Source organism: Nocardia sp. NPDC004582 (assembly GCF_053602115.1).
In genome coordinates this window covers 1-25,870 of sequence record NZ_JBSGCY010000021.1, presented here as the reverse complement: position 1 = coordinate 25,870, position 25,870 = coordinate 1, and the positions used below count along the sequence as shown (strand labels likewise).

The window sequence follows — 25,870 nt, the reverse complement described above, 5'->3', positions numbered from 1 at the left end:
GGCCCTGTCCACCATGACCTCCGTCAAGCCGAGCGTCCTGTTCGTCTGCGTCCACAACGCGGGCCGCTCCCAGATGGCGCAGGGCTTTCTGGCCCACCTGGCCGGGGACGCCATCGAAGTCCGCTCGGCCGGAACCGCGCCCGCCGACACCATCAACCCGGCCGCGGTCGAGGCCATGGCCGAACTGGGCATCGACATCACCGCCCAGGCACCGAAGGTCCTCACCCCGGACACGGTGCAGACCTCCACGGTCGTCGTCACCATGGGTTGCGGCGACACCTGCCCCTACTTCCCCGGCGTCGACTACCGCGATTGGACCCTGGACGATCCGGCCGGCAAGGGTGTGGCGGCCGTGCGGCCCATTCGCGACGAAATCCGCGCCCGGGTGGAACAACTCATCGCGGAGTTGACAGCTCCGGGGGCGGATCGGCGATGAGTTCGCTCGTCGTGCGGTCGCCTGCGCCGTGACCCGAGGTCAGTGCACCAGGCGCGATTCCGCGCCCCAGTACTGTTCCCGCAGTTCGCGTTTCAGGATCTTCCCCGCTCCCGACACGGGCAGGGCCGCGACGATGTCGACGGTGCGCGGAGCCTTGTAGGAGGCGATGAGCTGTTTGGCGTGATCGCGAATCTCGGCGGCGGTGACCGTCCGGCCCGGCGCGCACACGATCACGGCGTGCACCCGTTCGCCCCACTCCTGGTCGGGGACACCGATCACCGCGACCGCCGCGACCGCGGGGTGCGCGGCGACGGCGTTCTCGACTTCGGCGGAGTACACGTTCTCGCCGCCGGTGACGATCATGTCCTTCAAGCGGTCGACGATGTGAAGGTAGCCCTCGGCATCGAGGTAGCCCCCGTCGCCGGTGTGGAGCCAGCCGCCACGGACCGCCGCCGCGGTTTCCTCGGGCTTGTTCCAGTAGCCGAGCATGACGTGGCCACCTCGCGTGACGACTTCACCGACCTCACCGGCGGGGAGCTCCTCGCCGTCCGCGCCCAGGATGCGGACTTCGCTGTGGGGCACCGACTTTCCCGCGGACCGCAGCCGCCCCGCACGGTGCTCGCCGGGTCCGAGCAGGGTGATGATCGGCGCCGCCTCGGTCTGACCGTAGGCCTGGGTGAAACCCGCCCGGGGGAACAGGCGCATCGCCCGCTCCAGCACCGCCTCCGAGATCGGCGAGGCCCCGTACATGAGGTGCTCGACGCTGGACAGGTCACGTTCGGACGCGCCGGGATGATCGGCGAGCAACTGGATCATGACCGGAACCAGCACGCTCGAGCTCACCCGGTGCCGCTCGATCGCGGCGAGCACCGCGGCCGGGTCGAAGGCCGGGATCATGACGTGCGTGCCACCGGTCATCAGCACCCCCTGCCAACCGGCCAGGTCCGCCAGGTGGAACATCGGCGCGGCATGCAGGAACACCGCGTTCTCGGCCATCAGGTAGCCGGTGGCGACGCCACCGAGGGCGGAGGTCACCAGGTTCGCGTGACTGAGCATGACGCCCTTGGGGAATCCCGTGGTGCCGCCGGTGTAGAAGACTCCGGCCAGCGCGTCCCCGCCGCGACGGGCATCGGGGATGGGATCGGCGGCGATCAGGTCCTCGTAGGCGAGCAAGCCGTCCGGGGTCGGGCCGTCGCCGCAGTGGATCACGGTGGCCAGGTCCTCGAACCGCTCGCGCAGGGCGGGGACCAGCGGAGCGAAGGCGTCGTCGACGAGCAGCACTCGGCTGTCGGAATCGGCCAGGCTGTAGGCGATCTCCGCGGCGCTCCAGCGGATGTTGACCGGGTTGAGCACCGCGTCCGCCCACGGCACCGCGAGCAGGTATTCGTGGTAGCGGTCCGAATTGAGCGACAGCATGGCCACCCGGTCCCCCGGCTCGACACCCAGGCCGCGCAGCGCTCCGGCCAGCCGCGCCACCCGCGCCAGGACCTCCCGGTTGGTGCGGGTGCGCTCACCGCAGATCGTCATGATTCCGTCCGGATTCTGCTGGACGGCGCGGTGCAAGCCCTGCGTCAGGTACATCGGGGAACCCTTCGTCGAACAACTGTGGTCGGTGTCACGAGTATTCGCGGCGGTTGTGACCTGCGCCATGGAAGCAGGGTTCAATTCCGGCGCCGCCGTTTGTTGATTTCTCCAATCCGGTAGTCGTAGGGTCGGGCACCATGACCGCGACTCGATCGGCCGCGAAGCAGCGGATGATCTCCCGGGTCCTGGACCACAGCCCCGAGATGGCCCAGCGCGTGGTCGAGCGCGCCCGCGCCGAGATGCCCGTCTACGGCCGGCTGTCGGCGGCGACGATCGTGCGCAGCACCGAATCCATCCTCGCGCGCCTGGCGCGGGCGTTGCTGGACTCCCGGCCGCTGGACGCCGAGGATCTGTCCGCTCTCGGTGAGTTCGGTGAAACCCGTGCCCGGCAAGGGGTTTCGCTGGCCGACATCCAGAACGGCTGGCGCATCGCGGTGCGCGAGATCCTGGCCGAGCTGACCGCTGCCGCCGCGGCGTGCAAGGTCGCCGACCGGGTGTTGCTGGAATCGATCACCGATCTGCTCGATCTGGTCGACCAGGCGAGTATCGCGTTCAGCGCTGCCCACCGCGAGGTCGAGATCGCCCTGGCCCGCCACGACGAGCAGTTCCGGGCCGAGCTGACCCGTGCTCTGCTGCTGGGCGTCCTCGGGCCCGCGGAACTCCAGATTCGCGCCCAACAGCTCGGTCTCGACCTCCAATGTGAGTACCAGGCCTTCCGAACCCGACCCGAGGAGAATGCCGCATCCCTTGTGCCGCACGGGATCACGCCTCGGCTGTCGGCCGCGCGCGGATTCGTCACCACGGTCGACGGTGACGTCGCGGGATTTGTGGAAAAGTCCAGCAAGCTCGCGGGGTCCCGCGTGATCGCGTACGGCCCTCCCGTGCGGCTCGAGGACCTGGACCGCTCCTTCCGCCTGGCCACGCGAGTCCTCGCCACCGCCCAGCTGTTCGGTCTCACCGGCCCCCTCGATCTGGACCGCGTCGGCCTGCTGCCCGCGATCGCCGCCGACACCGAGCTGGGCGCCGAACTGGCCCGCCGCTACCTCGAACCCCTCGGCGACACCGACTCCGCTCGCACCCTCGTCGACACCGCCGCGTGCTTCCTCGACGCGGGGATGCGTGTGGACGCCACCGCCGAGCGGCTCACCGTACACCCCAACACGGTCCGCTACCGCCTGTCCCGGTTCGAAGAACTCGCCGGCGTCGACCTGCGCTCCGCCGGCGCCGCCCTCCAGGTGTGGTGGGCGATCCAGCATCGCCGCGCGGTCGGCCGCGGCAAGGAAATCGATAGCGATCGTTAAGCGCCGGACCGTACATTTTCGGGGAGTCCAGCTCCGAGGGGGTGAAAGGCTATGGCGCTACGTATTTCCGGACAGGCGATCACCAGTGACATGACGCCTGAGACCGCGCACCGGGTCTCCGGTCCCGACGAGGGCAGGTGGGTGCTGAGCTGGCTGCCGGGCCGGGATCTGACCCGCGAGCAGGCCATCGACGGCATGGCGCTCGACGAGATCCTGAGCGACCTCGCCTCCGCCGAGGAGGAATTCGTGCTGGAGCTGGCGGCGCTGCGAGCCGAATCGCTGGGCATGCGGCTCGAGGAGGCCGTCGTCCGCCTCGCGGCGCGCATCATCGAACGCGACCGCCGGCAGCGGCGCGCGGACGGCGCGGACCGTCCCCCGGGTGATTCCCCGGCGGGACGGTGCCGCGCCGCCCACACGAATCCCCCCGTCCCCCACTGCCACTCGGGCGCGCATTGACCGTTCGCCCTAGAATTGCGGCCACAGACCGACTGGGGAGGATCCACGTGGCCGCAACGATCACCATCTCGATCACCGACGCCGACGACGACATCGCCGAACTGGCCTCACTGTTCGAGGCGATCGTGGAAGACGACGACCTGCGCGCCGTCCACAAACGACTCATCCACAGCGACCCTCTCCCCGAGGTACTCGGCGCGGAGGAAATCATCAAACTCGTGGTCGAATCCGCACCCTTGATGGGCGCGGTCACCACCTGCGTCACAGCCTGGATCGCCAGCCGCACAACCAAATTCACACTGCGGATCGGCGACGCGGAGATCACGGTCAAGGGCGACATCTCCGAGGACGCCGTGCGACAAGCCCTCGACCAGATCAAGCCCGACTGACCCCCGCCCACGACATCCGAAGGTTGTCGCCGAGCGGCACACCCTGGAGGGGTTTTGTCCAGTTCGACCTCCACCGTGTGCCACTCGACATTCGGGTAGGCGGCGGGTGGTGTTGGGGGGCAGGTTCCGGACAGAAGGGCTGGGGTCCTGGGCGGGTCGGGCATGTCGGGTACCCCTGCACGCCTCGAACGCTGCGGGAGCGCGCTGCCTACAGGTGTAGGTAGCGCTCCGCTCCGATGGAATCCAGACGACGGCAGCTCCGACGCCGCCGCCGTCGCACTGCTCGGCCAGATCGCCGAGGTTATTCGCCCGAGTTTGTTTCACCGTCTAGTCCTCGGTCGGCCAGGGTGTGGTCGCGGGCTATCGGCCGTCCAGGTCAACAGGCCGCTGGTGGCCGCACACGAGTTCTTGCCCGTTCCTATCGCGCACAATGCTGTCGAATACCACACCGACCACAATGCCGTCATCGAGCCACGACACTTCGAAGGGCGGCGGGTCATCATCCGCCGGCTCAGAATCGCCGGTCGCCTCGAATTCGATGGTGAAGACATCTCCCGGCCGCATCCAGTAGTCCCGGCCCCACGGTTCGAGCCAGACCGTGAGCGTCTTCTCCGCAAAGGGGTTGGACAACATGAGCTTGGGCATCGCGGCAGACTATGCCACTCGCACGAGAATCGGCATGTCAGGGCGCTCGACCAGGTCCGGAGTGGTACTGCCAGTTGAACTTCCAGCGCACGGCCCCAGCCGGTTCGGTCAGCGCGGCATGTCGGGGCGCTTCTGGGTGACGGGCGAGAGCCGGAATACTGGTCGGATGAGGTGGGTTCGCGGCTACTACGCGGATGAAGGCATCTGGGTTTTGATCGAACTCGATGAGGATGGTTGGCCGAAGCGGCAAGTTGTTCTTCGGGGTGCTGACGGTGAGCCTGTCATGGCCGCGTCGCTTGCGGAGGTGATGGACGCCCGCGACCATGGGGGGATCGCTGGAGTTCAGGCGTACGAGCGTAAGTACGGCGTGCTCGCGGAGGGCAGTGCCAACGATTGGGACGTCGAGGCCAGTGCTCTCGACCACATGTCGGCCGAGGAGTTCGCGGCGGTCTGGGCGATGGCGCGGCGAGCTATCGAGCAGCTGCGGCCCACAACAGGTGCACCACATCGATAGCGGTGGCGTCCCGGTGCGCAGCGCTCGTCCCGTTCTCGGAATGCGTGCGCTGACCGCTGCCGCGCTCGATACGGCGTGGGTCCGTTCAGACGCCGGGAGTCAATTGCTTTCGGGCACGTTCGACGCGGCGTTCGACACCGTCCAGGTGTTTCTGCGCACGCTGCAGGGCATCGCGAGTCGAACGCTCGGTGGCGGCCGTGAATCGGTGGCGGTGTTCGGCTTCGGTCAGCTCGGCACGCAGGGCTGCGATGCGGTCGTCGAGATCGGCGAGATCGGCGGCTGCGGTCTCGTGGTCGGATCGGGCGGAAGTCACAGCGGCGCGGGCGGATTCGACTTCGGTGAGCATTTCCTCGAGCTCGCGCCGCACCTCGGCCTGCGGATCAGGGGCGGGCTCGTCGGCAGCCGTGGGATCCGCGCTCCGACGAGTCCGCGCGGCCGGTTTCTCCGCGCGATCTGCGGTGGGATCGGCTGTCGTCGAGCGTGTTTCGACGCTGCGGTGCCCATCGTCGGGAACCGCGGTCAGCGCGGCGGGGCCGAACCCCTCGTAAGTGGCCGCGGCGGTGAGGGTTCCAGCGCGCAGCCCCTCGGCGACCGACTGATCCGCCAAGGCCGCCTGCAGACTCGCGCCGATCTCGCGCAGGACGGTTTCGGTCAGGCGCTGGCCCCGGCCGGCAGCCAGCTCGGCAGCCTTGTGGGTGACGGCGTTGACCACTTTCTGCCGCTGCGTGGTGAGGGCGCGCAGCTGTTCGGCCGATAGTCGCCGCTGGGCATCGCGCAGAGCGTCGCCCACCTCAAGCAGTGCGCGGACGTCATCGCTCGCCTCACGAGCCAGCAGATTCAGCGCCCACGCGGCGACCGTCGGCCGCCGCAGCTTGCCGATAGCGGCGGCCAGCGCCTTGTCCCCGGCGTCTCGAGCCTGCCGCACCCGCTCGGTGCGGGCGGCCACGAACTCGGCGGGCGGGAGCCCGTAGAGTTCGGCCACGACCTGGTCGAGCGTCATACCGCCCTAGCCTACGGGCACACCCGCAACCCGCCCCGCAGGACGCCATGGTCAGCGATCGCCTGCCTGGAAGCGGGCCGCGACGATCCCGCGCTCAGATCGACCCACGACGTCAGCTCGCGCTGAAGCTGTCCCCTGCGGAGATGCCGCCCCTCGTGGACTCGGGGAGGGGTCCGCTTCTGTATTCCTCGAGATACGTGATGCGCCATTGTTGCCAATCCAGATACCTGTCGCCGGCCCTGTCCCGGTAGCGCCGATACTGGTACCGCTTTGTCCGTACCAGGGACTTCCGTGCTTCGCGGGCCGCTGTCCGAGCTGCCCGCTCGCCCCGTTTGCGTTCCGCGTCTGTGAGTTCCATCGGCGGATCAGCGAAGACTCTCGATCGCATCCAGCGCATTGTGGGCCATCCTCGGTTCGAGCTGCTGGGAGTGTCTGCCCGGCGACCAACTCGATGGTAGCGATCAAGGAATTCAGCCGCTATCGGTTAATTGCCCTAATCATGCCGCGGGGTAATGCTTGTTCGTCGAAATCTTTGGCCCGTCATGATTTTCGTGCGCGCACGCCGCTGCCGGTCCACCTCGCCGATGCCCGAGACGGGTTCGCCCGCCCGGGCGTCGGCCTGACACTCAATTGCTGGGCGGGAACTGACCCTTCGCTACGACCTTGCCACCCGAGAGGGTGAAGGTCACCACGCTGGGGCCGCCGGTCGGGCAGCACAGGGCGTCATCGGATTTCGCCCACTTGTACTGCACCGAGACGGTATTCGCCGTCTTTCCGATGACCTGGGTGTAGCCGTAGGGCTTGGACGTCGCGGTACCCAGGTAGGTGCCGTTGGTGAAGAACAGGACGTGGGTGTACGGGTGAATATTGCCTGATTCCACCGTCATCCACGTGAGTACGCCATCGCAGCCCGCCGAGATCGGGTCTTCGCTCGCGAACGGATTGCCCCATGTGCCGTTCCCGGCCGGGGCGAGGCTCTTGATCGCCGAATTGGCGAGCCCGGAATTGAGGTCGAAGCACATTCCGTGGCCGCTGCCGTTGGGGGCCGAATTCGTGGTCACGGGGACGACCGTGGGCTGCGGCGTGTCGGTCGCGACACTGGTGGCCGGTGCGGCCTGCGGCGAATTGCCTTCGCCCACAGATGGATTGCCACCCTGACTGTCCGGGGCCTGGACAGGCGGCGGAGCCGGCTGATTGCCCTGCGCCGCTATGGTCGTCGTTTGAGATGCGGCCGCTGTCGTGGTCGCAGTCGCCGCCGGGGTCGACGAGTTGCCGGAGCACCCGCTCGCGGCCGCCACCAGGGCGGTGGCGAACACGGCGAACAGCACTGATCTGGCCTTCATATTTCTCCTCGCATCGACACGTCATCCCCGACTTCCATCCAAATGGAAGGACAAACTGGTCATCGGGTCAGATCGGGCCGGTGTTATCGGAACGCTTGCAGGCCGGATGCCCCAAAAAGTCGGGGCGCGAAGGTAATTCGCCTCGACTCTTGGTCCGGGTTCGCCCCCGGGCGAGCACGTCGAGCACCCGGTGAGGATCGCAGCCGTAGATACCGGCGCCATAAGCATTGTTGGCGTCCACGACCGCCCATCCATGCCGAGGAATTCGCGGGTGTCGTCGATATCGTGATGGATCAGCAGGGGCAGTCGACCTGCCTGCCTATCACTGGCCGGGTCGGTCAGCGCGGTATGCGGCAGAGAGTGCGTCCGCTGTGGGTCTGGACGAGGGTCACTCGTTGGGAGTGAAGCGGTAGACCTGGGATTCGCGGGCCCGGAATCCGAGGCGCTCGTAGAGGCGGTTGGCCGCGGTTCTGGATGTTCGCGACGTCAGATCCACCGTTCGCGCGCCGGCGGCCGCGGCTCGGGCCTTGGCTTCCTCGAGCAACACCGCTCCGATGCCCTGGCCGCGGGCCGAGTCGTCGACCACGACGTCTTCGACCCGAGCTCGAAGACCAGACGGGATGTGGAACATCACCAAGCTCAGCGTCCCGACGATCTTTCCCCCGTAACGGGCGATCAGGACCGTGGTCGATGTGTCAGAGGCTAACTGCACCAAAGCTTCTCGATTCAACCGCTTGGCGGTCTGTGACAGCTGGGGCAGCAGTCGGTCGAACGCTTCTACGATTTCGTCGTCGACCTCGATCAGTGTCTCCACGGTGACAGCCACCTCGGCACTGTACTTGCTTGCCCCAACCCGCCGCCGACTTCAAAACGAGCCCTATGCGGCAATTGCGGACGTATCCGAGCGGAGTGCCGCCGGTGCCGCGCGCATGGCGCACTGCGGCTACGTCGCACCACGATCGAGACGGAAGAACCGACTACGACGTACCGTGCCATCCCGACGCACATGGACGTCCTGATGGACACCCAGATCCATCGCACCAAGCTTCCGGATCGCAGCTGCTGATCTGTCGTTTCGCTCGTCGGTCCGAAACTGGATCCACGCTGCCCCTTGCACGAATATCTCCTGGATCAGCATGTTTTTCGCTCGCGTGTTCACACCGGTGCCCCACACTGCGGGATCGAATTGCGTCCCACCGATTTCGACACCATCGGGAGATGACGGCTCCCAGATCACGGACGTCCTGCCCACTACCGTTGCAGCACTGCGCACAGTGAACGTCAAACGATGACCGTCGGCTAGCGCAGCCAGAACATCGGCGTCGAGTTCGCCGGAATCCCTTGGCACTCTTCGGGGAATGTGCTCCCAGGCGCGTTCATCATGTATCGCATCGAACAACGTCTCAGCATCGGCGGAGGTATACGAACGCAACGACACCCCGCCGTCATCGAGTCGGTCGACGGGTATGCGTATCGGCCAGATCATGTTGCAAATCCTCGCAGCAGCCACCCCGTACTCGCAGGTTGAAAACACCTGCCCCTCGTCCGCGTCTCGGCAGTAGCGGACGTTCTGCCGGCCTCGGATCGGTGCAGCCAGTTGATCTTCCGCTGCCCGCGCCGGCCGGTTCGGTCGGCACGGTATGCGGGATTACCGAGCGTCCGGGCTGCTACCGGCGTCGGCGGCCGCGGCGAGTCGGGCGGCCAGGGCGCGTACGGCGTCGTTGAGTGTGTCGGGGTGCTCGATGATGAATGGGTGGTTCAGGCCGGCGAGTAGGGCGGGAATCCAGTCGAGTTGTTCGGCGCGGATTCGGATCCGGACCCATGGGTTGGTGTCAGCGGGCTGCGAGTCGATCTCATGCACGGTCGCGATCGGCTCAGGGAGTAGCGGGCGGACCTGGGTGAGTGTGCCCTGGACTCGGACCGATACCTCGTGCCGATAGGGCGCGTTGGCCAACGCGGACAGCAGATTAGCGGCTGGCTCGAATTCGGTAGGCGGAGTGAAGGTTCCGGGCTGGGTGCGCACCGCGGTGATGCGGTCCAGCCGGAACCGGCGTAGTTCGTCGCTGGTGCTGTCCATCCCTGTCAGATACCACCGGCCGGAGTGCTCGACGAGCCCGTAGGGGTGCACGGTCCGTTGGCTGGACCGCCCGTTTCGGTCGGTGTACCCGATTGCGACCGGTCGGTGCTCGCGGGTGGCCTCGGCGAGCCGGAGCAGGACGGCGGTCTCGACGGCCACTTCCGGGCGCGCGTCGGCGGTGAACTCGACGGTGTTGATCAGTGCGTCCAGCCGGGCCGTCAGACGTGGGGGTAGGACGCGGCGGAGTTTGGCCGTCGCGCTGTCGGCCGCGCGGGCGGCCGCTGTCGGCCGGTCGGCGCCGCGGCTGGTGAGGAGCCCGAGCAACACGGCCACCGCCTCGTCGTCGGTCAGCATCAGCGGTGGCATTCGGTATCCGGGAGCCAGCCGATATCCCCCGTAGCGGCCCCGCACCGATCGGACCGGGATATCCAGGTCGGTGAGATGGGTGACGTATCGCCTGACGGTGCGTTCATCGACGCCGAGCCGTCCGGCGAGTTCGCCGACGGTATGAGTACCTCCGGTCTGCAACAGCTCGAGCAGGGCCAGCACTCGGGCGGTGGGGCGCGTCATCGGGAAATTCTCGCATCCATACCGGGCGGAAACTGTCCGGTATCGGCTCTACCGTGGCGTGCGGCGGTGGAAACCTCCGCCGCATCCGACAGCAGGAGCACACAAATGAAGCTTGTCTCGATCCGTCTGATCACTGACGACATCCAGCGGCTGGTCAGTTTCTATCACCAGGTGACCGGCGTCGAAGCGAACTGGGCTACACCGGATTTCGCCGAAATCGTCACACCGGCCGGCACCCTCGCGATCGGAAGCACCCGCACCGTGGCGTTGTTCGCCGCGGGCAGCGCGCACCCAGCCGACAATCACACGGCGATCATCGAATTCCTGGTCCCCGACGTCGATGCCGACTACCTGCGATTGCGAGATACGGTCGAGGATTTCGTCAACGAGCCCACCACGATGCCGTGGGGGAACCGGTCGTTGCTGTTTCGCGATCCCGACGGCAACCTGATCAACCTCTTCACCCCGGTCACCGCGCAGGCCGCCGCGAAGTTCGCCGGGTGATATCCGCTCAACGGCATGATGCCTTCGGCTAGCGCGGGCCGACCGGTTCGAACCGCGCGCGAAGCGGCGTGACCGTACATCGCCGCAATGCGCCGGCCCGAGATGATCATGGGCCTAAACGTGCACCGAGGCAGCCGAACTGGCAGAAACTGCCCGCCAGAAGCGATTTGTGCACGAATAGGCCCATCACACTCAACTCGGCATGTCCGTGTCATTCGCAGGTGGTGGCGCCTACTGCTACTCGACCTGCCTGTATGAACACTCGTCAGCCGTTCTCGCCCAGGGGTGTGCTCGACGGAGCGGGCGCGGTCCCCGCGGCGGCGAACAAGGCCTCCACCTGGCTGCCCCACTCCGGGTACATCTCGACCTTGCGCTGGTAGATCGCGTAAATCTTTTCGGGCAGTTCAGGATTCGAGTCATCGGAGAATCGCACCGCGTGCTGCTTGGCCAAACGCGGCAGGATGTAGTCGTCACCCTCTACATGCACCGGGTCGTGCATGTAGCGTTCCAGCGCGTCCAGGTCGGGAATCGCCGTCAGATACGCATGGGTGAAACCCTCCGCCGGGTCGCCGAGGTCCGGCCCGACGGTCGAGAACACTGTCGACTCAACCGACGCGGTGCGTCGCATCGCGGCGAGCACCTGTTCCTGCTCCTGCTCGGTGACGCCGGGCTTGAAGCTGAACCGCAGCAGATTGATGATCATCACGCCCTCCATTTTGCACTGATGAGTGCATATTAGAACACTCGCAAGTGCATTCGCTAGGGTTGCGTCGTGCCCCCACTGAAGCCGGAGCGCCCGACCGGGCGGATCGACAAGCGGCAGGCGATCCTGGACGCCGCATTCACCATCTTCTCCAGGGACGGCTACTTCCAGGCAGGCGTCGATGCCATCGCCGTGGAGGCCCGGGTCGCCAAGCACACGATCTACAACCACTTCGGCGACAAGGAGACCCTGTTCCGCGAAGTGATCGCCAACCTGTCCTCGCAGGCGCTGACCCGTAACCTCACCGCGGTCGAAATCCTGGACCAGGACGGCGATCTCACCACGCAGCTGACCGAGACCGGGCTCCGGCTCGCCGAGTGCTACTGCGACGAACGCTCCGTGGCGCTGCGTCGACTGCTGCACGCGACCATGCCGAACATGCCGGACCTGCTCGATATCGTCAAAGACAAGGCCTCCGACCGAGTCGGCGACGCATTGTCCGCGCGACTGGCCAAACTCGCCCTGGCCGGCAAGCTGAACCTCGTCGCAGACCCCGCCATCGCCGCCGAACAACTCGCCGCCCTGCTCACCGCACCACTCGAAGCCCGCACCCGCATGGGGACGCGAAGAATTTCCGAATCCGAGTTGCGCGAAGTCACCCAGAACGCGGTGGCGACGTTCCTCCGAGCCTTCGGCCACAAGACGTGACAGACTGATCGCAACCATTCCAAACGGCACGTAATCGGCGTGAGGGTGTGTTCGGCCGACCGCGGCTCGGCCGGTCCGAGCCGGGGTAAGCGGATTTCGGTGCGTTGTCGCGAGCAATGCGATCGCTGCGGCTCCGGGCTGGCATTCGGCCGTGCTGGGGAACGAGTGGGACGAATCGGTCCTGATTGCCGATGGCTTCGAGCGTGTGTACGTCGAATCGGGACGCTATGACTGGCATCGTGAAGGGGTCGCCGACATCGCTGGGCGGCCACACTATTTCGAGGGCTGGGCCTACGAGCGCCTCGACGGCGGGTATCTGTTCAACGTCTGGCCCGCGAGTGAGGAAGCAGTCGCTTGGGAGTTCGAACGATGGGCGATCTTCGCTCGCTGGGATCAGCGTTACGTGGCCGGCGAGGTCGGAACCGACAGTCATCCAGGCCGCGGCGGCATCGATGCCCGCTATGACGAATTGGCTGCGCTCCTGGCCGCACATCGTCAGGTTCCAGCGAACGCTCGAAAGCTGGTGGCCGAGATGCGATTCGACAAAGGCGATCGGTATCGAGTCGCGGGCACCGACATGTGGTTCCGGTGGCATCGAGCAGAAGACTCGACGCTGGTCGACGACTAGCGGATACACCCACGCAATGCCTGACTCGCGCCGCGCCGGCCGGTTCGGTCAACGCGCCATGCGGTGTGGTTGTTGGAGGATGGGACCGGGACGGTGTCTGCGAGCCGGTCCGCCGAGGCTGTCGAACTACTCGGCCTCGCCGACCGTGCCCACGCCGCTGAGGCGGCCCGACACTGGCGAGACACCAACGCTGTCGCCTGTGGCGAGAACTGAAAGGTGGCTATATCGGCGAATCAAGATGTCGCTCATCGGTGAATCTCGACGGCGGTCGCCTGCTGGCCTCGCGGGGGTACCTGGCAGGATCGACCCCATGCGGCCCCGAGCCGCACCAACCAACGCGCGCATCCGGCGAGAGATCGTGATGCAGGATGGGGCCATGAACACTCCGCACCCGCAATCGCCGATTGTCGATGTCTACGCATTGCTGAACGGCGCGTTCGATTTGCGGTTGTATTCACGGCGATACCTGGTTCTGAGCACGAAGGCGCCGCTCCAGCAGAAGTTCTTTTCGACCATGGCCGACTTCGATCAGGCGTTCTTCGGGCCGATCGTGGCCATGACGGACGCCATCGAATGGCTGGAGCGTCAAGGGTGGAGTCTGGTGAGCATGCTCGATCGCGACAAGGAGCAGAACAACTTCGCGTACACGCTGGCGTTCATGCGACGCGATCAGCCCTGATCGTTCGGCTCTCCGAGTAACCCTGCGCCGACCTGCCGGTAGGGACCGGTCGGCGGTATCGGAAACAATCTGGCCGAGTGGGTTGGGAAGGGAATCCGGCTCCATGACGCCATGACCGGATACGAGGTGCTGTTCCGCGCCGACGAGGACGAGCCAGAGATCAAGATTCCTGTTCCAGCCGACCACTAGAGGCTGAAGGGCACGGTATCGAGCGCAGAGGTGTAGTGGCTGACGCCCAATTCCGCAGCGGCAGTGCCAGAATCGTCGATGGACTCCGCATGCCCGAGCTTGTCTCGGACAGGCCCCCTCGAGCATCTGAGCGGCGACCCCGCCAACCTCACTGATGCCCGTAGTCAGATCTGGATGCTCGAATGGTGCGGGCTGCTACCTCGCATAGTGTCGACGCTGGTCTGCCGAAACCCGTCGACCAGGGGTCGATCCGTCAACGTTTGCTGGAGGTCCCGATGCTTCGGACAGCGCGGCTTCAGTCGCGGCTGTCGGGAGCGCCCGCTGTCTTGTCCCGCAGCGCGAGAGCTGGTTCCATCGCTCCGGAGAAGGCAGCGAGGCAGATCTGCGCCAGCTCGGATCGCGAAACTGATTGCGACTGTATCCATTCGACGCACACGGTGCGCCCGAAAACCAGCCAGCCCTGCACGGCGAGGGCGCCGAGCTGCCGTGCGTGTCCCGTCAGTTCGAGCTTGTCGAGCAATCTCCGCCCGACAGTGTCGAGTTCCTGGGCGATGATCGCTTGGATCGCTGGATCACCGGACAGCACTCCGCGATTCACCGTCGATGCGGCGCGCGGATGGTCGAGGAAGTACTGGATGTGCGTGTCGACAGCGGCTTCCAGCAACTCGGCGAACGGCCGGTCGTCCTCGACGGCGGCGCCGGCCAAGAGGCGGTCGCTGGCACGTTGGAAGATCGCCGCGTAGAAGTCCCGCTTGTTCGGGAAGTAGTGATACATCAGCCCGCGAGTGACGCCCGCCCGATCGGCGACCTCCTCCATGAGCACATCCTCATAGGGGTTCTCGGCGAACAGCTCGGCGCCGACATCGAGCAGCTGGTCGCGTCTGCGTTCTGGACTCATTCGTCGTGCGGACACCACGCCACCCTACTTGACACACGTACAACAAGCGGTAGCCTGGCCCTTGTTGTACATGTGCAAAATAGCTTTGGGGGTCGACCATGAGCATTTCCACCACTCCTCCCACCGTGCCTGGCTACGTGAATTGGGTAGCGAAACGAATTCTGCGGTCACGACTGCATCGGCTGATGAGCGCGAACACCATGCTTCTGACGTTCACCGGCCACAGGACTGGTAACCGATACGCCGTCGTCGTTCGGTATGTCAGGCAAGGTGATCAGCTGGTTTGCTACACCGACAGCAAGTGGTGGATCAACCTCCGGGGCAACGCCGCCGTGGAAATGTTAATCGCCGGTCATACCGTCGCGGGCCTCGCGACGGTTGTCGAAGGACCCGCAGCCGTCGCCGACAGCATGTCCACGTTCCTGCACGCGGTGCCCGGCGATTCGCGCTACTACGGTGTCCGCCGAGACTCCAGCGGACGCCCCGATCCCCTCGACATCGTCGCGGCATCCGAGCGCACCAAACTCATTCGCATCGACACCGCAGCAAATTCCGTAGCGGAGTAATACCCAGAGAGCTCTTTCGAGCGCAACCCTGAGATAGCTTGTGGCTGTTGCGATTTCTCGCCGTCTCCGCCGAGCCGTAGCGGCGAGGGTGACATAATACTACGATCGGTAGTAGCTAATGGAGACATGGGGAGTGACGATTAACAGCAACCGAAATCTTCGACAGCGAGTGCAGCCGCTGGTCCGAGCCACCGCGTGGTCGCACGCGACAGCCCGAACCGCGATCGGAATCGGCACTCTCGCGAGCCCTTCCGTCGCAGACACCTGGGTAGGCTCGACCGGGACGGGCTCCGCGACAGTGCTACGCCCCGCCTTCGCAGTCCGCGACGCGGTCCTCGGCGTCGGTGCGCTGTGGGCCCTGGCGACCGGCAAGCCCATTCGCCACTGGTTCGTTATCGGCACCGCGATCGAAGTCGTCGAACTCACGGCAATCGCGCGCAACCGCAGCGAATTACCGCCGACACCGACGAACAAAGCCTGGTCGATGGCGACCGCTGCCGGGCTCTTCGGCGGCGCTCTCGTCGCCGCGTTGCTCGACGAGCACAGCTAGACTCCGCGCCGTGTACGACGGCCTTGACGATCGTGGACTGCATCCAGCGCATTCTCGGTCGAGGGGCTCGATCGAATGCGGGCGCACAGGCGGCGGAGTCCCGACAGCGCGGTAGGCGAATTCGTTTGGCTTCCAAGGGCGTTGCGGATAGCTTGGCGATAGTCGATGCAGGGGGCTGATCGTGAGGGTTCGGGGCGCTGGAGCGCGGGGTGTGGCCGTGATGCTGCTGGCATGTGTGGTTGCGTTGGTGGCGGGGTGTGTGTCGGCGGTTCGGATGTGGCGGGGGTGGATGCGGGGTTGGCGCGGACGGTTGATGAGATCGTCGAGGCGCATATGGCGGCGGGGTTGTGGCCGGGGTGGAGATCGCGATCGTGGATCCGGAGAAGGGCCGGTATGTGCGGGCGTACGGGGTCGCCGATCCGGCGACGGGGCGGGCGGCGCAGGTGGGGGATCATTTTCGGATCGGAAGTATTACCAAGACGTTTACGGCGGCAGCGGTGTTGCGGCTGGTCGATGACGGGCGGGTTCGGTTGACGGACACCATCGAGCAGTATGTGGCGGGGGTGCCCAACGGGGCGGTCATCACGGTCGGGGACTTGTTGGGGATGCGGGGCGGGGTGTACAAGCTCGAAGGGGAATCGGGCTTCACCGAGCGGGGGTCGGCGCGTCCGCCGAGTGGGCGGTGGGAGGACGGCGATACCTTGCGGGCGATCATCGCCCATCCCGAGCGGGCGAAACCGCCGAATCAGCAGACCAGTTACTCGAATTCGGAGTACTACCTGTTGGGGCTGGTGCTGGAGAAGGTGACGGGGAAGCCTTTGCGGGAGGTACTCGGTTCTACCGCACGCGATTTCGATTGAGAGAGACCACCTACCCCGGTGATGCCGCCCTCCCGGAGCCGTATCTGAAGGGGTACGGGTACGACGAGAATGTTGCCGTCGATGTCACCGATCGGATCGGGCCGGCCGTGTTCGGCGCGGCCGGTTCCATGGTTTCCACCATCTCCGACCTCGCGGCCTACGGCCCGCGGCTCGCGACCGGCGCGTTGCTGAAACCCGAAACGTTCCAGGCTCGCACCCGATTCACGGCGCTGGACGGCGGGCCGCTCGGGTATGGCCTCGGGATCACGCAGATCGGGCAGTGGCTCGGTCACAACGGGGCGGTGCTCGGCTATACAGACCAACTGGGGTACCTGCCGGACAAGCGAGTCACCGTGGCGGTCGCGGTCAACCAGTTCGCGCCCGCGACGGCCCCAACGCTGCCGGTCGACGCGTCACTGCTGTGGAACGACCTGGTCGAGGCGCTCTACCCGGGCACGGGAATGGTGCACGCCGCGGACCCCCAGGTCGTCGACCCGCCAACCCCTTCCGCCCCCGACGTCGAACGCGCACTGGCAGCGGCGCTGGGCTCGGACGCCGGCCCGGGCGTCGAGCCCCTCCGCATCATCGGCGACACCCATGGCGACATCATGCGCGAGTGGGCCGCGGTGAACGCACCTCACCACGGCCGCACCCAATTCCACGACGTGCACCGACTCAGGTCCGGACTGGTGGTGGCCACAGGTGTATCCAGTGCCGACGGCCATTCCATTCCGATCGAGATCCCACTCCAGCCCAAAGACGGCGTATGGCAACTCCTCCCGGGCTGGGTGTGCCAGTTCTTCACCGCCGCCGATCGGCCCGCGGCCTGCGATGGGCGCCCGCATTCCTAGAGTCCGGATGGCGGCCGGTTGGTGGCTATCTCCCAGTTTGAATTGGGATCGCGAGACGAGAGCCGGGTGGTTCTGAGAAGGTCACCGCATGAAGATCGGTGTTGCACTTCCGCAGATGGCTTCCGGATACGGGCCGGGGACGACGGTCGACTGGGCTCGGCGAATCGACGCGGGCCCGTTCTCGAGCGTTTCGGTGGGCGAGCGGGTGACGTTCTCGAATCCGGAGATGGTCGCGACATTGGGCGCCTGCGCGGCGGTGACGGAGCGGGTGCAGGTTCTGGCGAATCTGTGGGTGCTTCCACAGCATCCGGTGGCGATGGTCGCCCAGCAGATCGGCACGCTCGACCAGCTCTCGAACGGCCGCCTCGAGGTGGCCGTCGGGGTCGGGGGTCGCGAGCATGACTACCGCGCTCTCGGTGCTGATTTCAAGGGACGGCATCAGCAGCTCGATGACAAGGTCGCCGAGTTGAGAGCACTGCTCGACGGCAAGCCGCCGTTCGAGGGCGCGGACCCGGTCGGGCCGGCGTGCGTCCAGCCGGGTGGGCCGATCATCCTCGCCGGTGCGATGGGTCCGAAGGCGATGCGCCGGGCGGCGCGGTGGGCCGATGGCATCTCCGGCTTCAGCATCCGAGGCGACGCCGACGAAATCGCCGCGGCGGGCGAGCTCGCCGACCGTTGCTGGGCCGAGGCCGGTCGTGCGACCGCCCCGCGCAAGGTGAGTGGCTGCTTCACCGCGTTGGGCGTCACCGACGCATCAGAAGCGTTGCGCTCCTTCACCGCTCGCTACCTCGGCTTCCTCGGCCCCAAGCCGGCCGAGATGATCGCCGCCTCGGCGCGGGCATCGAGTCCCGAGGTGCTCGCCGACATTCTCGACGGCGCGGAGCGGGCCGGGTGCGACGAGTTCATCCTGGTCCCGGCCGTCACCGACCTGAATTTCCTCGAGGTGGCGGCCGAGGTGGTGGCCGCACGGCCCTGACGCCGGCGCGATGTGCGCGTTGCCGGGTTATCCGGTGGCGGAGAGGTGTTCACCGTAGAACAGCATCAGGCCGCCGGCGGCCGACAGCCCGGCGAGTAGCCAGAACCGGATGGAGACGGCGGTTTCGGGCCAGCTGCTGAGCTCGAAGTGATGGTGCATCGGGGCGATGCGGAACAGTCGGCGCCCGGTTTTGCGGAACACGACGATCTGCAACAGAACCGACAGGATTTCCGCACAGAACAGGGCCCCGATGACCACCATCAGCAGTTCGGTGCGGGTCGTGATCGACATCCGCCCCCGATCCACCACCGGGCCGTGCGGCCCGGCCAATCCGACATGACACGAACGCCATGAATGTTAGCGAGGCGTATGAGCCACGCGCACAGTCGCTTAGCGGTCTAGCGGCCGCTGAGCGACACCGGTGAGCGGTCCGGCCGACCGAAACTCCTCGAAATGCATTCCGCTCCCCCCGGGGTCTGCCTGGTCGTATTACTGCCCTGCACCTTATGCCGGGCCGGGGACTCGACGCACCACTCCGAACCCGCGGTTGGCGATGCGCACGTCTCGAGATACGATCCGAGACGTGTCGTATCGAAACTCACCCGCCGAAGTCGCCCAGCGGCATCCCGGCGGACGGCCGCGGGATGAGCAGCTGGAGCAGCGGATCTTGGCGGCTGTCAGTGCCGTCTTGTCCGAATCGGGGTACGAGGGGGTGTCGTTCGAGGAGGTCGCCAGGCGCTCCGGGGCGTCCAAGTCGAGCTTGTATCGGCGCTGGAAGTCCAAGCGGGACATGGTGCTCACCGCGCTCAAGGCGGGACCCGCGCGACGGGAAGGCGCGGACGAGATCAACACCGGCAGCCTGCGCGGTGATCTGCTCGCGCTGTGCGAGCGCCTGAACCAGACGATGCGCTCGGCCGACGGGCAGACGGCCTGGCTGCTGCTGCAGGCGGGACTCGAGGATCCGGAGCTGTGCGAGGCGATCGAAACATCGATGGGCCCGACCGGAGCGCGACTGCCGCGCTCGGTCATCGACGCCGCGATCGCCCGCGGCGAGCTGCCCGCCGACACCAGCCCCTTCCCCTACGAGGAGATCGTCGGCGCGACACTGCTGATCCGCAGACTGAACGGCCTGCTGGTCGACGCGCACTACCTCGACGCTTTGATCGACACCGTATTGGTGCCATCCCTGCGCGCGACCAGCGATCGCCGCCAATCCTTGCCGACCGGAATCTTCTCCGGAAACCCGGCAACTCAGACAAACCCAGCACACATGGAGGACCTCCCGTGACGACGCTCGCCATCGAAGGTTTCGAATACCGGACCCTGCCCGCCGCCCCGGGAGTCGATCTCCATGTGGCCGTCGGAGGCAACGGACCGGCCGTCGTTCTCCTGCACGGCTTTCCGCAGACCCACTACATGTGGCGGCAGGTCGCCCAGCAGCTCGCCGACCGGCACACCGTGATCGTGCCCGACCTGCGCGGCTACGGACGCAGCTCCAAGCCGGCCGCGCTCGACCCCGAAACCTACTCCAAGCGGACGATGGCACAGGACATCGTCGAAGTCGCAAAGGCACTCGGGTTCAACCGATTCGGGCTCATCGGGCACGACCGCGGCGCGCTGGTCGGCGTCCGCGCCGCCCTGGACCACGCCGAAACGATCGCCTACCTCGGAATCCTCGATGTCCTGCCGACACTGGACACCTGGGCGGTCCTGCGGGGCGTCGACGCCAAGGTCGCCTGGCACCTGTACCTCATGGCCCAGCCGGCCGGGCTGCCCGAGAAGATGATCGCGGCCGTCGCCCCGGAGTTCTTCGGGTCGTTCCTCGACGCGTGGGACACCGACGGGACGACCTTCACCCCCGAGATCCGCGAGCACTACATCGAAAGCTCGGTTCGGGCAGTGGATTCCATCGTCGCCGACTACCGCGCGACGGCGACGATCGACCTCACCATGGACGAGGCCGACCGCGCCGCGGGTAGACAGCTGACCATGCCGGTCGCGGTCATCTCCCAGGACTGGGGATCCCAGCTCGGCTTCGATGCCGCTGACCTGTGGCGGGCCTGGGCTCCCGACCTGACCTACCAGCCCATCCAGGCGGGCCACTTCATGGCCGAGGAGCAGCCGACCGAGATCGCCACGTTCATCACCGGACTCGCGGCCCGCAACACCTGACATCGCCGGAGTCGACCAGGGCGCCCACCCCTCCCCCGGCAACCGCACTCGCTCAGCCCAACTCATCGTGGAAATCGAGGAGTCAGCGAGATAGTGCGAGACGCCGATCGTCTTACAGCCGACGGCAATTGGCACCTGTAGGTGCTGGGTCCCGCCTCCCGACACGACCGCGGACAGCTTTCCGCGCTAACCGAACCGGCGGGCCTTGGTGGCGAGGGCGGCACGACCCCGGGGCGTGATGCGGTAGCGGCCCCGGGGTCGGCTGGGGGTGATCAGGCCACGGGATTCGAGGCTCGACACGGCGGTTCGGGCACGGTGACCGGTCAGGGTGGCCGATCGCTGGATTTGCGGGGCGGAGAGGGTGCGGTCGGGGTGGAGAGCGGTGAGGACCGCTATCTCGGCGGGGGTCATGGGGATCACCTCGGGTCGTGAGGGCGGTGGCGTCCGGTGGGATGGCCGGGCGGGCAAGGGATGTCGAGGTGGCCGCCGCCGGTGAGGGACAGCCGGAGGGTGTCGGTGCGGGACTCCCGCGAGAGGCGGTAGGAGTCCACGGCGGTGCGTGCGGTGATCACGGTGCAGAGGGCGATGATGGCGAGCAGGGCCCATGCGTCCCAGGGCATTTCGGCTCCCTTTCCGATGACATTTCGAAATTCGGTGTGGCGCGCCGAATCCCAGTAGACATCAGGCGGGACCGATTGGCACCATCGAAGAGCGCAATTCCACCGAGATTGTTGGACATCCAGATTGGCCTATTCCAGTACGGCGCTCCCCAGATAGCGAGGCTAACGAAAATGGCTGGATCGACACTTCCACGCAGGGCACTTGGACGCACTCTGCGCAGCTTCCGGTTGCGGGCCAGTAAAGGGCAATTCGTCGCGGGTCGGCATGTCGATATGTCGCCGCAGAGCATCAGCCGAATGGAAGATGGTCAGCGGGTCAAAATATCTACGGCTCAAATACGTGACTTGCTCGAGTTCTATGGCATCGCAAATCCGAGCCAGGAACGCGACGACCTGCTCGCACTGTGGGACGAGGTGAAGCAGCAGGATCTGGTGTCGCGGACGTTGGGGACGTCCAAGGGTTGGTGGCGGTCCTACAGCGACCAATTCACACCACACTTCGACCACTACCTGAATCTGGAGACGGCCGCCAACCACCTCACGACACACCAACTCGTCATGGTCCACGGGCTGCTCCAGACGCCCGAATACCGCCGCAGCCTGATCCGGGCGACCCACCCCGACCTTTCGAATGTCGATGTCGAGCGCCGACTCGAGCTCGCCGCAAAGAGACAGGAACGCCTCACCGACACGAACTTTCGACTGGAAGCCATCCTGTCGGAGGCGACACTGAAGCACCAGCCCGGCGGACTCGCCGTCATGGTCGAGCAACTGCAGCACTTGGCCGCGATCGGCACACGCGAGAACGTGTCCGTTCGAGTGGTGCCGTTCGGTGTCGGCACCCATGCCGGTCTCGCGCTCCAGTCGTTCGGATTGCTCGAATTCCCGCCCTTCACAAACCATCTCAAGGAGCCGCCGGTGGTCTACGTCGAAGGCTCCGTCGGCGCACTCTACTTGGACCAGGAGCAGGTGATCATTCGCTTCCAGCAAGCGATCACGGATCTCCGGCGAGTAGCGTTGAACGAAGACGACAGCAGGGAGCTGCTGACGGCCACCGCGAAGGAGTACGCGAAGTGATCAACAATCTGCGCGACGCCGAATGGTTCAAGTCCACCAGATCCGCCGATGCGTCCGAGTGCGTCGAGGTCGCATTCGCCGGCAAGCACGCACACACCGTCGGGGTGCGGGATTCCAAGGATCCGGGTGGGCCGGTGCTGGTGTTCTCCGGAGAGCAGTGGGATCGGTTCCTGGGCAGCGAAGTCTGGCGTCGGTAGTCGCGGCGCTGGACTCGGCGCTCGGTTACTGTGCGGGGGATGAGCATCGAGTTCTTGTTGACGACGCTTGTCATTGTGGCGACGCCGGGTACCGGGGTGCTGTTCACGCTGGCCGCGGGGTTGGCGCGCGGGGTGCGGGCCAGTGTGGTCGCGGCCTTCGGGTGCACGCTGGGGATCGTGCCGCATATGGTGGCGGCCATCGCCGGGCTGGCGGCGCTGCTCAACGCCAGTGCCGTGGCGTTTCAGACCTTGAAGTACCTGGGCGTGGCGTACCTGCTCTACATGGCATGGAATACGCTGCGGGACAAGGAAGTTCTGGCCATCGCGGAGAAGGGTGCGCAGGCCGCGCCCACGGCGGGGCGGGTGATCGTGTCCGCCGTGCTGGTCAATGTGCTGAACCCGAAGCTGACGATCTTCTTCTTCGCGTTCCTGCCGCAGTTCGTGCCGAACGGGTCGACCGGCGCCACCGTCCGGATGCTCGAACTGAGCGGGCTGTTCATGCTCGCGACCTTCGTGGTGTTCGCCCTGTACGGCGCCTTCGCGGCGGGGGTGCGCAGCCGCGTCATATCCCGGCCGGCGGTCATGACGTGGATGCGCCGGGTGTTCGGGGTCTCGTTCATCGCACTCGCGGGACGGCTCGCCGTGCAGAACCAATAGGCGTGAGCTGTGCGGCCTTCTGGTTGGAGGCCGATATCACCATCTGGAAATTTGCCCGGGTCGCGGGGCGTTTGCCATGGTGTAGGTAGCCCCTGTCAGGGGCCCGGACGAGGGAGCCGTACCCGGTGTGCGACAAGACGGCCTTCGGAGGTTGTCATGTCTTGGCTGGTGTTGGTGGTGTCCGGGGTTTTCGAAGCCGTGTGGGCTTCCGCGCTCGGGAAGTCGGAGGGGTTCACCCGGCTCGGGCCCAGTGTCGTGTTCGGTGTCGGGCTGGTGTTGAGCATGGCCGGGCTGGCTTATGCCATGCGGGGACTGCCCGTGGGGACCGCGTATGCGGTGTGGGTGGGGATCGGGGCCGTATTGACGGTCGTGTATTCGATGGCCACCGGCGAGGCCGCTGTCAGCGCGATCAAACTGGTGCTGCTCGGCGGCATCGTGGCGTGCGTGATCGGGTTGAAGCTGGTCGGGTAGACGACTATTTGGCGGGGGCCAGTCGCACCGCGTCGGCAGGAATGGCGGGGACCGATTGGACCGTCTGGGTTTTCGCGGCGGGGTCGGGGAGCTGGAGTCGCCAGTCGTCGGAGACCCAGACGACGGTTTCGGCCGACGCGGTGACGCTGGCGTCGGAATAGGTGGCGTACACGGTGAGGTCGGCGCGGTCGGGGGTGTAGGCGGTGAGTTTGTAGGCGGCGATGTGGGGGGCCACGGTCTGGTTGGCGGGGGCGGTGATCGAGATCTGGGCCCGGGCCAGGACCCAGGAGTCCTTGGCGGCGCCGGGGATCAGGGAGATCGCCGCCACCTGGGGCCACATGCCGTCGGGGGCCAGGGATAGGCGGGTACTGTGGTTGATGGCGGCCAAGGCCGCGCCCTGCGGGGTGCGGGTGTAGCCCGCGGCGGTGGTGCCGAGTTTGCTGGGACCGTCATGGCCGCCGATGGGGAGCTGCACACCCTGGTAATTCTCCCAGCGTACGTCGGCGGGAGGGCGGGACGGATCCGCCGCCGTGGTGGTCGATTTGGTGGCGGGTTCATCGCCGAGACCGCAGGCGGAGACGGTGCAGGCGACCGCCGCGACGAGTAGCGCCCCCACTGCGGCGGTGAAAGTTTGCGAGCGGTGTGCTGACTTGGCGCGCACGATGATTCCTCCCGGTGGTCCCGAGTACGGTCGAGAAGCGTTGCGGGGACGCGGGTTCGGCGGCCGCGCGGTCGGGCACACTCTATGACGCCCGCGGCGGAAAGGAGCGTCTACGAGTGTTGATCGGATCGGTTTAACAATTCGTCACTCCTGTCACGGAACCGGTTGCGGGGACTCACGATCCGGGTAACATCAGGGCCGCAACATGATCATCGCAGGTGGTGGGGATTGATGATGGATCATCGGAACCTCGTTCCGGTGGGCCGCCTGTGTTATCTGCCAGTGGTGCGTAATGCCCTGGCGTTCGGGGGAATCGGGTCGCGAGCCCGCTGCTGTCCGTTCGGGGAAGGGGAACTGGGGAGATGAAAACCAAACGCACGACGATCCTGCTGTCGATGCTGCCGATCGCGCTGGTCGCGGGCCAAGGAGTCGCCGTCGCGGCGCCGGGGCAACCGGGGCTCGCCGTGCCCGGCGACGGGCAGCCGGGATTGAGCACCCAGCCCCCGCCGCCCGCGGCGCCCAGCCCGGCGGATTACATCCCCGACCCGCCCATCCCCGCCCCGAACCGGCCACGGCCCAAGCAACAGACGACGCCCTCGCCGCAGCAGAACACGATCATTCAGCCGCAGGCCACGCAGCCGCAGAGCACGCAACCACAGGACGCTGAGCCCCAAACGGAGCAGCCGCCTGCGAATGCCCCCGAGGTTATGCCTGCGGACCCGCACAAACTCCGGGTCGGCACGGGTGGAGTTGAACTGCCCGACTGGATCGACCTCAAGACGCGTGACAAGGCTCAGGCATACCTCGACATGGCGGAGTGGCAAATTGCCGCCGCCTACGACCGGATGGGCTTCTCTCCCGAGGAATCCGACCGAATGGCCGCGTCGAGCACCATCGGTGCCGTTCTGGGCGCCGGAGGCACGGCCGCTGCAGTTCCGATCGCGGCAGTGCCAGTCGGGTGTGCGGCGGGTGCCGTCATCGGTGCAGTGGCGGGAGGTTTGATCGGCGGCATACCGACGGCCGGAATCGGTGCGCCCGCAGGCGCGGTCGTCGGCGGCATCGGAGGGTGCGTGATTGGTGGCGGTGCGGCCGCCGTCATCAGCGGTCCGTTCGTAATCGCCGGTGGCGCGCTCGCGGCTCTCGCCGCCGGTGCGTTGAGCGGCGGCGACGCGACGAAGCCTGCTCCCGCAATGCCCACGTCACTAGTCGAGACCGCTGCACAGGTGCCGGGCTCGGATCCTGCGGTGGGTTCGCCCGGGGTGCAGCCGGTTTCGGCCGTTGTCGCGCTGCCCGGGGTGCCTGCGCCGATCGTGCAGGTGCTCGCGCCCGCGTTGCAGCAGGTCGCGACGGTTGTCGAGCAGCAGATCGTGCCGATGGCGCAAGGCGCGGCTCCGGTTGTGCAGCAGGTCGGTACGGCGATCGCGCAGGTCGCGCCGGTGGTACAGCAGGCTGTGCCCGCGGTGCAGGCGGGCGGGGCCGCGATCGAGCAGCAGGTAGCGCCGGTCGCGCAGCAGGTGGCACCCGCCGCGCAGGAGGTGGCGCCAGTCGCGCAGCAGGTGGCGCCAGTCGCGCAGCAGGTGGCGCCAGT

At 66.6% G+C, this 25,870-nt stretch carries 34 protein-coding genes, 1 pseudogene and 1 riboswitch; of the genes and pseudogenes, 21 read left to right on the top strand and 14 right to left on the bottom strand.

What is annotated here, in order from left to right:
• Positions 1-13: 13 nt before the first annotated feature.
• Positions 14-436, top strand: coding sequence for an arsenate reductase ArsC (locus ACWELJ_RS09085; protein ID WP_452365643.1), 423 nt, complete (start codon positions 14-16; stop codon positions 434-436).
• A 39-nt stretch (positions 437-475) separates the two neighbouring features.
• Here the strand turns inward: ACWELJ_RS09085 and ACWELJ_RS09080 are convergent, their stop codons facing one another.
• Positions 476-2,017: an acyl-CoA synthetase gene (locus ACWELJ_RS09080; protein ID WP_452365684.1), complete on the bottom strand. Its 1,542-nt coding sequence runs from the start codon at positions 2,015-2,017 to the stop codon at positions 476-478.
• A 140-nt stretch (positions 2,018-2,157) separates the two neighbouring features.
• Between ACWELJ_RS09080 and ACWELJ_RS09075 the strand changes: the two genes are divergently transcribed.
• The 3 genes from ACWELJ_RS09075 (at position 2,158) to ACWELJ_RS09065 (ending at position 4,166) form a co-directional block, all read left to right on the top strand.
• On the top strand, positions 2,158-3,321 hold the full coding sequence (locus ACWELJ_RS09075) for a PucR family transcriptional regulator (RefSeq protein ID WP_452365642.1): 1,164 nt from the start codon (positions 2,158-2,160) through the stop codon (positions 3,319-3,321).
• A 90-nt stretch (positions 3,322-3,411) separates the two neighbouring features.
• Positions 3,412-3,777 carry a hypothetical protein gene (locus ACWELJ_RS09070; RefSeq protein WP_452365641.1) on the top strand — a complete coding sequence of 122 codons (366 nt, stop codon included), beginning with the start codon at positions 3,412-3,414 and terminating at the stop codon, positions 3,775-3,777.
• A gap of 47 nt (positions 3,778-3,824) precedes the next feature.
• Positions 3,825-4,166 (top strand): effector-associated constant component EACC1, encoded by a 342-nt coding sequence (locus ACWELJ_RS09065; RefSeq protein WP_452365640.1) that lies wholly within the window; start codon positions 3,825-3,827, stop codon positions 4,164-4,166.
• A gap of 360 nt (positions 4,167-4,526) precedes the next feature.
• Here the strand turns inward: ACWELJ_RS09065 and ACWELJ_RS09060 are convergent, their stop codons facing one another.
• On the bottom strand, positions 4,527-4,811 hold the full coding sequence (locus ACWELJ_RS09060; protein WP_452365639.1) for a hypothetical protein: 285 nt from the start codon (positions 4,809-4,811) through the stop codon (positions 4,527-4,529).
• A gap of 166 nt (positions 4,812-4,977) precedes the next feature.
• Between ACWELJ_RS09060 and ACWELJ_RS09055 the strand changes: the two genes are divergently transcribed.
• Positions 4,978-5,325, top strand: a complete 348-nt coding sequence (locus ACWELJ_RS09055; RefSeq protein ID WP_452365638.1) for a hypothetical protein — start codon at positions 4,978-4,980, stop codon at positions 5,323-5,325.
• A gap of 85 nt (positions 5,326-5,410) precedes the next feature.
• Here ACWELJ_RS09055 and ACWELJ_RS09050 read toward each other — a convergent pair whose 3' ends face one another.
• From ACWELJ_RS09050 to ACWELJ_RS09025, 6 genes are all read right to left on the bottom strand, one after another.
• Positions 5,411-6,325 carry a hypothetical protein gene (locus tag ACWELJ_RS09050; protein ID WP_452365637.1) on the bottom strand — a complete coding sequence of 305 codons (915 nt, stop codon included), beginning with the start codon at positions 6,323-6,325 and terminating at the stop codon, positions 5,411-5,413.
• A gap of 626 nt (positions 6,326-6,951) precedes the next feature.
• A complete protein-coding gene (locus ACWELJ_RS09045) occupies positions 6,952-7,464 on the bottom strand; it encodes an LppP/LprE family lipoprotein (protein WP_452365636.1) in 513 nt (170 codons plus the stop codon).
• A gap of 271 nt (positions 7,465-7,735) precedes the next feature.
• Entirely contained in the window at positions 7,736-7,909 is a 174-nt protein-coding gene (locus ACWELJ_RS09040; protein ID WP_452365635.1) for a hypothetical protein, read from the bottom strand.
• 147 nt (positions 7,910-8,056) lie between these two features.
• A complete protein-coding gene (locus tag ACWELJ_RS09035) occupies positions 8,057-8,494 on the bottom strand; it encodes a GNAT family N-acetyltransferase (RefSeq protein ID WP_452365634.1) in 438 nt (145 codons plus the stop codon).
• A gap of 117 nt (positions 8,495-8,611) precedes the next feature.
• Complete coding sequence (locus ACWELJ_RS09030; RefSeq protein WP_452365633.1) at positions 8,612-9,154, bottom strand: GNAT family N-acetyltransferase; 543 nt, start codon at positions 9,152-9,154, stop codon at positions 8,612-8,614.
• A 162-nt stretch (positions 9,155-9,316) separates the two neighbouring features.
• Positions 9,317-10,315, bottom strand: coding sequence for a helix-turn-helix transcriptional regulator (locus ACWELJ_RS09025; protein ID WP_452365632.1), 999 nt, complete (start codon positions 10,313-10,315; stop codon positions 9,317-9,319).
• 105 nt (positions 10,316-10,420) lie between these two features.
• Here ACWELJ_RS09025 and ACWELJ_RS09020 point away from each other — a divergent pair, with 105 nt between their 5' ends.
• Positions 10,421-10,819 (top strand): VOC family protein, encoded by a 399-nt coding sequence (locus ACWELJ_RS09020; RefSeq protein WP_452365683.1) that lies wholly within the window; start codon positions 10,421-10,423, stop codon positions 10,817-10,819.
• A 265-nt stretch (positions 10,820-11,084) separates the two neighbouring features.
• Here ACWELJ_RS09020 and ACWELJ_RS09015 read toward each other — a convergent pair whose 3' ends face one another.
• Complete coding sequence (locus ACWELJ_RS09015) at positions 11,085-11,522, bottom strand: Dabb family protein (protein WP_452365631.1); 438 nt, start codon at positions 11,520-11,522, stop codon at positions 11,085-11,087.
• A gap of 69 nt (positions 11,523-11,591) precedes the next feature.
• Between ACWELJ_RS09015 and ACWELJ_RS09010 the strand changes: the two genes are divergently transcribed.
• The 3 genes from ACWELJ_RS09010 (at position 11,592) to ACWELJ_RS09000 (ending at position 13,537) form a co-directional block, all read left to right on the top strand.
• On the top strand, positions 11,592-12,230 hold the full coding sequence (locus ACWELJ_RS09010) for a TetR/AcrR family transcriptional regulator (protein WP_452365630.1): 639 nt from the start codon (positions 11,592-11,594) through the stop codon (positions 12,228-12,230).
• A 151-nt stretch (positions 12,231-12,381) separates the two neighbouring features.
• Positions 12,382-12,858 carry a hypothetical protein gene (locus ACWELJ_RS09005; RefSeq protein ID WP_452365629.1) on the top strand — a complete coding sequence of 159 codons (477 nt, stop codon included), beginning with the start codon at positions 12,382-12,384 and terminating at the stop codon, positions 12,856-12,858.
• 310 nt (positions 12,859-13,168) lie between these two features.
• On the top strand, positions 13,169-13,537 hold the full coding sequence (locus tag ACWELJ_RS09000; protein WP_452365628.1) for a hypothetical protein: 369 nt from the start codon (positions 13,169-13,171) through the stop codon (positions 13,535-13,537).
• 484 nt (positions 13,538-14,021) lie between these two features.
• Here ACWELJ_RS09000 and ACWELJ_RS08995 read toward each other — a convergent pair whose 3' ends face one another.
• Positions 14,022-14,543 carry a TetR/AcrR family transcriptional regulator gene (locus ACWELJ_RS08995; RefSeq protein WP_452365627.1) on the bottom strand — a complete coding sequence of 174 codons (522 nt, stop codon included), beginning with the start codon at positions 14,541-14,543 and terminating at the stop codon, positions 14,022-14,024.
• Between the two features lie 266 nt (positions 14,544-14,809).
• Here ACWELJ_RS08995 and ACWELJ_RS08990 point away from each other — a divergent pair, with 266 nt between their 5' ends.
• The 5 genes from ACWELJ_RS08990 (at position 14,810) to ACWELJ_RS08970 (ending at position 18,427) form a co-directional block, all read left to right on the top strand.
• On the top strand, positions 14,810-15,190 hold the full coding sequence (locus tag ACWELJ_RS08990; RefSeq protein ID WP_452365626.1) for a nitroreductase/quinone reductase family protein: 381 nt from the start codon (positions 14,810-14,812) through the stop codon (positions 15,188-15,190).
• A gap of 133 nt (positions 15,191-15,323) precedes the next feature.
• A complete protein-coding gene (locus tag ACWELJ_RS08985) occupies positions 15,324-15,740 on the top strand; it encodes a hypothetical protein (RefSeq protein ID WP_452365625.1) in 417 nt (138 codons plus the stop codon).
• A 356-nt stretch (positions 15,741-16,096) separates the two neighbouring features.
• On the top strand, positions 16,097-16,600 hold the full coding sequence (locus ACWELJ_RS08980) for a serine hydrolase domain-containing protein (protein ID WP_452365624.1): 504 nt from the start codon (positions 16,097-16,099) through the stop codon (positions 16,598-16,600).
• Positions 16,597-17,451: a serine hydrolase domain-containing protein gene (locus ACWELJ_RS08975; RefSeq protein ID WP_452365623.1), complete on the top strand. Its 855-nt coding sequence runs from the start codon at positions 16,597-16,599 to the stop codon at positions 17,449-17,451. The genes ACWELJ_RS08980 and ACWELJ_RS08975 overlap by 4 nt, the downstream gene beginning before the upstream one ends.
• 115 nt (positions 17,452-17,566) lie before the next feature.
• Positions 17,567-18,427, top strand: coding sequence for an LLM class flavin-dependent oxidoreductase (locus ACWELJ_RS08970; protein WP_452365622.1), 861 nt, complete (start codon positions 17,567-17,569; stop codon positions 18,425-18,427).
• Between the two features lie 27 nt (positions 18,428-18,454).
• Here the strand turns inward: ACWELJ_RS08970 and ACWELJ_RS08965 are convergent.
• Positions 18,455-18,718 (bottom strand): annotated as a pseudogene (locus ACWELJ_RS08965) (phospho-N-acetylmuramoyl-pentapeptide-transferase); the annotation flags it as partial.
• A gap of 292 nt (positions 18,719-19,010) precedes the next feature.
• On the opposite strand from ACWELJ_RS08965, the gene ACWELJ_RS08960 reads away from it, so the two are divergent.
• Complete coding sequence (locus ACWELJ_RS08960; protein ID WP_452365621.1) at positions 19,011-19,715, top strand: TetR/AcrR family transcriptional regulator; 705 nt, start codon at positions 19,011-19,013, stop codon at positions 19,713-19,715.
• Positions 19,712-20,599, top strand: coding sequence for an alpha/beta fold hydrolase (locus ACWELJ_RS08955; RefSeq protein ID WP_452365620.1), 888 nt, complete (start codon positions 19,712-19,714; stop codon positions 20,597-20,599). Before ACWELJ_RS08960 ends, ACWELJ_RS08955 begins: the two co-directional genes overlap by 4 nt.
• 186 nt (positions 20,600-20,785) lie before the next feature.
• Here ACWELJ_RS08955 and ACWELJ_RS08950 read toward each other — a convergent pair whose 3' ends face one another.
• Positions 20,786-21,010 (bottom strand): hypothetical protein, encoded by a 225-nt coding sequence (locus ACWELJ_RS08950; protein ID WP_452365619.1) that lies wholly within the window; start codon positions 21,008-21,010, stop codon positions 20,786-20,788.
• Between the two features lie 5 nt (positions 21,011-21,015).
• Positions 21,016-21,219, bottom strand: coding sequence for a hypothetical protein (locus ACWELJ_RS08945; RefSeq protein ID WP_452365618.1), 204 nt, complete (start codon positions 21,217-21,219; stop codon positions 21,016-21,018).
• A gap of 171 nt (positions 21,220-21,390) precedes the next feature.
• On the opposite strand from ACWELJ_RS08945, the gene ACWELJ_RS08940 reads away from it, so the two are divergent.
• From ACWELJ_RS08940 to ACWELJ_RS08925, 4 genes are all read left to right on the top strand, one after another.
• The gene (locus ACWELJ_RS08940; RefSeq protein ID WP_452365617.1) at positions 21,391-22,296 is read left to right on the top strand and encodes a helix-turn-helix domain-containing protein; all 906 of its coding nucleotides are present in this window, start codon (positions 21,391-21,393) and stop codon (positions 22,294-22,296) included.
• Positions 22,293-22,493, top strand: a complete 201-nt coding sequence (locus tag ACWELJ_RS08935) for a DUF397 domain-containing protein (RefSeq protein ID WP_452365616.1) — start codon at positions 22,293-22,295, stop codon at positions 22,491-22,493. The genes ACWELJ_RS08940 and ACWELJ_RS08935 overlap by 4 nt, the downstream gene beginning before the upstream one ends.
• A gap of 39 nt (positions 22,494-22,532) precedes the next feature.
• A complete protein-coding gene (locus tag ACWELJ_RS08930) occupies positions 22,533-23,150 on the top strand; it encodes a LysE family translocator (protein WP_452365615.1) in 618 nt (205 codons plus the stop codon).
• A gap of 83 nt (positions 23,151-23,233) precedes the next feature.
• Positions 23,234-23,297: riboswitch (guanidine-III (ykkC-III) riboswitch) on the top strand.
• 9 nt (positions 23,298-23,306) lie between these two features.
• Positions 23,307-23,621, top strand: a complete 315-nt coding sequence (locus ACWELJ_RS08925) for a DMT family transporter (RefSeq protein ID WP_452365614.1) — start codon at positions 23,307-23,309, stop codon at positions 23,619-23,621.
• Between the two features lie 4 nt (positions 23,622-23,625).
• Here ACWELJ_RS08925 and ACWELJ_RS08920 read toward each other — a convergent pair whose 3' ends face one another.
• Positions 23,626-24,282, bottom strand: a complete 657-nt coding sequence (locus ACWELJ_RS08920) for a hypothetical protein (protein ID WP_452365613.1) — start codon at positions 24,280-24,282, stop codon at positions 23,626-23,628.
• A 362-nt stretch (positions 24,283-24,644) separates the two neighbouring features.
• Here ACWELJ_RS08920 and ACWELJ_RS08915 point away from each other — a divergent pair.
• A partial coding sequence (locus tag ACWELJ_RS08915; RefSeq protein ID WP_452365612.1) for a hypothetical protein occupies positions 24,645-25,870 on the top strand: 1,226 nt, incomplete at its 3' end.

What these genes read in the sequence shown, in the direction of transcription:
- ACWELJ_RS09085 (WP_452365643.1), top strand. Translation starts at nt 14, where the DNA reads ATGACCTCCGTCAAGCCGAGCGTCCTGTTCGTCTGCGTCCACAACGCG.
- ACWELJ_RS09080 (WP_452365684.1), bottom strand. Translation starts at nt 2,017, where the DNA reads ATGTACCTGACGCAGGGCTTGCACCGCGCCGTCCAGCAGAATCCGGAC.
- ACWELJ_RS09075 (WP_452365642.1), top strand. Translation starts at nt 2,158, where the DNA reads ATGACCGCGACTCGATCGGCCGCGAAGCAGCGGATGATCTCCCGGGTC.
- ACWELJ_RS09070 (WP_452365641.1), top strand. Translation starts at nt 3,412, where the DNA reads ATGACGCCTGAGACCGCGCACCGGGTCTCCGGTCCCGACGAGGGCAGG.
- ACWELJ_RS09060 (WP_452365639.1), bottom strand. Translation starts at nt 4,811, where the DNA reads ATGCCCAAGCTCATGTTGTCCAACCCCTTTGCGGAGAAGACGCTCACG.
- ACWELJ_RS09055 (WP_452365638.1), top strand. Translation starts at nt 4,978, where the DNA reads ATGAGGTGGGTTCGCGGCTACTACGCGGATGAAGGCATCTGGGTTTTG.
- ACWELJ_RS09050 (WP_452365637.1), bottom strand. Translation starts at nt 6,325, where the DNA reads ATGACGCTCGACCAGGTCGTGGCCGAACTCTACGGGCTCCCGCCCGCC.
- ACWELJ_RS09030 (WP_452365633.1), bottom strand. Translation starts at nt 9,154, where the DNA reads ATGATCTGGCCGATACGCATACCCGTCGACCGACTCGATGACGGCGGG.
- ACWELJ_RS09025 (WP_452365632.1), bottom strand. Translation starts at nt 10,315, where the DNA reads ATGACGCGCCCCACCGCCCGAGTGCTGGCCCTGCTCGAGCTGTTGCAG.
- ACWELJ_RS09020 (WP_452365683.1), top strand. Translation starts at nt 10,421, where the DNA reads ATGAAGCTTGTCTCGATCCGTCTGATCACTGACGACATCCAGCGGCTG.
- ACWELJ_RS09015 (WP_452365631.1), bottom strand. Translation starts at nt 11,522, where the DNA reads ATGATCATCAATCTGCTGCGGTTCAGCTTCAAGCCCGGCGTCACCGAG.
- ACWELJ_RS09000 (WP_452365628.1), top strand. Translation starts at nt 13,169, where the DNA reads ATGCGGCCCCGAGCCGCACCAACCAACGCGCGCATCCGGCGAGAGATC.
- ACWELJ_RS08995 (WP_452365627.1), bottom strand. Translation starts at nt 14,543, where the DNA reads ATGGAGGAGGTCGCCGATCGGGCGGGCGTCACTCGCGGGCTGATGTAT.
- ACWELJ_RS08990 (WP_452365626.1), top strand. Translation starts at nt 14,810, where the DNA reads ATGAGCGCGAACACCATGCTTCTGACGTTCACCGGCCACAGGACTGGT.
- ACWELJ_RS08970 (WP_452365622.1), top strand. Translation starts at nt 17,567, where the DNA reads ATGGCTTCCGGATACGGGCCGGGGACGACGGTCGACTGGGCTCGGCGA.
- ACWELJ_RS08950 (WP_452365619.1), bottom strand. Translation starts at nt 21,010, where the DNA reads ATGACCCCCGCCGAGATAGCGGTCCTCACCGCTCTCCACCCCGACCGC.
- ACWELJ_RS08945 (WP_452365618.1), bottom strand. Translation starts at nt 21,219, where the DNA reads ATGCCCTGGGACGCATGGGCCCTGCTCGCCATCATCGCCCTCTGCACC.
- ACWELJ_RS08940 (WP_452365617.1), top strand. Translation starts at nt 21,391, where the DNA reads ATGGCTGGATCGACACTTCCACGCAGGGCACTTGGACGCACTCTGCGC.
- ACWELJ_RS08930 (WP_452365615.1), top strand. Translation starts at nt 22,533, where the DNA reads ATGAGCATCGAGTTCTTGTTGACGACGCTTGTCATTGTGGCGACGCCG.
- ACWELJ_RS08925 (WP_452365614.1), top strand. Translation starts at nt 23,307, where the DNA reads ATGTCTTGGCTGGTGTTGGTGGTGTCCGGGGTTTTCGAAGCCGTGTGG.